The following is a 2,552-nucleotide window of genomic DNA, read 5'->3' on the forward strand; positions in this document are numbered from 1 at the left end:
CGGTTCGGGTGTCGGCGTTGCTGATCTGTGCCATCGCTTCGGCGGCGTCTTTAAAAGCCCCTTTGGCAGTGTCAGCGGTGTTGGTCACCTCCTCCTGGATGTCTTTTTGTTTTGCAATTAATTCATCGGCGTAATTTTGCCAGAGCAGCTTCTGGCTGTCGGTCATCGTCTTAACCGTGTCGGTGCTTTTGGATATAGCGGCTTCGCTTTCTTCTGCAAAGGTGTCCCATATTCCGGTCAGCGAGTCCTTAACGTCGTTGGCATCGTCGGCGGCCTGTGAGGCGAACTCTTTCGTCAATGACTTTAAGTAGTCCGTTGTTCCTTTCAATTTTTCAGCAATGCCATCCAGCCCCAGGGCGTCGGTGACTTCCTGCCAAACTTTCACGACCCCGTATAAAATGCCGGTATAGGCCGACGCAAACCCTTTGACCGCCACCAGAAAGCTGTTGAAGAAAAATTTGATGGTGTTACTGGTGAATTGAAAAGCGGAGCGCATCTTGCCGAGGACGGTGCTGACGCTGTTAAAGGCTTCTGTGGCTCCCTGGACGAATTGTTCAAAGGAAATCGACGACAGCGACAACCGTACTGACTCCGCCATGCTGATAAACCCGTCGCTGATCTTTTGCGCCAGCTCCTGCAGCTTGCCGTTTTTCCCCAACTCATCCAGTTTGTTACCGAATGCGGTCAGCTGCGTCTTAACGTAATCGAGCCATCCGGCATCGGCGACGCTGTCTTTAAACTCTGTCCAACGGTCGGCCATATTCGACATCAGACCACTAAGCAGTCCCATGTTGGCCTTGGCGGCTCCCGCACTGCTTTTGCCGATCTCGTCAATCAGCCCCTTGATGGCTTCTCTGCCCAGCTTGCCGGCGCTGGATAGCTTCTGCAGTTCCTGGGTATTCTTGCCGGTCACCTTCTCCAATAGTGACCAAACGGGCACCCCTCGCTCGACCAGCTGCAGAATTTCCTCGCCCTGGAGCTTCTGCTTTGCCCAAGCCTGCCCTAATGCCAGACTGATCCCTTTCAAACGCTCCATGCCGCCACCGAGCTTGGAGGTCTGGTCGACAATGGCCTGCAAGGTACCATCCATCGGGTCTAGCCCGAAGTTTTTCAAAGCGGTAAAGGCGTCAGCGACTTCCTGCAGCTCCAATGGGGTGTTCTTGGTAAACTCCTTTATCCACGCCATTGCCTGCTCGCCTTCGGCCATGCTGCCCATGATGGCGTTCAGCTGTACTTCCAACCGTTCAAACTGATCCCCGGTATTCAATACCCCCTGCATCGCTTTTTTGATGGCGTAAAAGCCCACGCTGGTGAGTACCAGGTTGCGAATGCTACGGCCTAAACTGGCAAAGCGGTGTTCGGTCTGCTGGCTGGCTCTGCCCATGGTGCGTAACCGGGCAGTGACTTTGGTCAGGGCTCCCCTGGCTAAATCCCGAGCCCGGATAACGATATTGAGTACACTGTTATTGCTGGCCATGGTGTGGGTTCCTTTGTGGGTACCCGGTCAGCATGGGGAGTTTTTAATTAGCTGGTCATACAAAAAAGAGCCGTTAAATAAAGCAAGCAAGCAAGCAAGCAAAGGCTAATAATTAAATATCATTCCTATGCAACCACAATAGGTTTTTCTACAAATATGATCAGGAAATTATTGACATGCTTTTATCGAGAACCAAGAGAAAATCAAAATAATTCAGGCAATCAGCAAAATGTATCTTGTTTTAATGTACGTCGTGTTAGAAGTCACAAGCCTGACTTATTAACAACGCTACCTCCTGAGCTACGACTAAATATTGCAGAGAGGCTACCACTACCCTCTTTATTAAGCCTAAGAACCGTCAATAGCGACATGTACCATATAATTGACAGTAAAATGCTTAGCAAAGCAAAAGAAAGGTGTGTCTATGAATTTCAAATTTTGCAAAAGCCTCTTCCGTCAGAAAATATAGAGTCATGGCTGGAATCTGAATTTCAAACAACATTTCACTCACATTGTGAAGGTAAAGAAATTAATCTGGGCGATTTAAAAATACAGAATGTAGATGGTGTTGATGAAAGAGGCGCTATTACTGCAGGCAGATTTGATGGTGGGTTATTTTTTGTTTATGTATCAGCAAAGTTCGAGATAGAGTTCCCTCACCTTTCGATAACATTTAGTCGTGATAATCAGAATTTATACGTTGGTTCTTCATATAATCAGATTGCAGGTTATATAGAACAGAATCGCAATGACGCTCTTGCCAATTATGTTCATTGGACCCTTCAGAACTCCAAATCATATTTTTAAAAAATGGCGCCCTAAAGCGCCTGCACTACTTTTATAAACTGCGACATGCCAACACCGCCAATGCTGCTGTCTCTCAACACCTCAAACTCCATTGAAACTTCGGCAAATTCGTCACTGATAAAGGGCAGCCCCTGTACTGGTGAAAACTTCAAGCGGTGCATGGTAATGCTCACCGGTTTTCCGGACTGCGCTTCGTTCATGCCGTCAAAGAACAAAGCAAACTCCTCGCCTGCTTCCACCAGTGCCTGCATGATCTCTTGCGGTGCTT

Annotated in this window: 3 protein-coding genes; 1 reads left to right on the forward strand and 2 read right to left on the reverse strand. The window is 48.2% G+C overall.

All coding sequences use genetic code 11. The features are described 5' to 3' along the window. Positions 1-1,477: tape measure protein (locus AK963_RS27680; RefSeq protein ID WP_139117725.1), on the reverse strand; the 1,477-nt coding region annotated here is incomplete at its 3' end. A 156-nt stretch (positions 1,478-1,633) separates the two neighbouring features. Between AK963_RS27680 and AK963_RS27685 the strand changes: the two genes are divergently transcribed. Continuing rightward, complete coding sequence (locus AK963_RS27685; protein ID WP_083232926.1) at positions 1,634-2,284, forward strand: F-box protein; 651 nt, start codon at positions 1,634-1,636, stop codon at positions 2,282-2,284. 11 nt (positions 2,285-2,295) lie between these two features. On the opposite strand, the gene AK963_RS33820 is transcribed toward AK963_RS27685, so the two are convergent. Then, positions 2,296-2,552 (reverse strand): hypothetical protein (locus AK963_RS33820; RefSeq protein WP_202969892.1); only part of this gene is annotated, 257 nt, incomplete at its 5' end.

It is taken from the genome of Endozoicomonas atrinae, from assembly GCF_001647025.1.
Lineage (GTDB): Bacteria > Pseudomonadota > Gammaproteobacteria > Pseudomonadales > Endozoicomonadaceae > Endozoicomonas > Endozoicomonas atrinae.

Excerpts from the sequence above, each read along its gene's own strand:
- AK963_RS27685 (WP_083232926.1), top strand. The coding sequence starts at position 1,634 with ATGATCAGGAAATTATTGACATGCTTTTATCGAGAACCAAGAGAAAAT.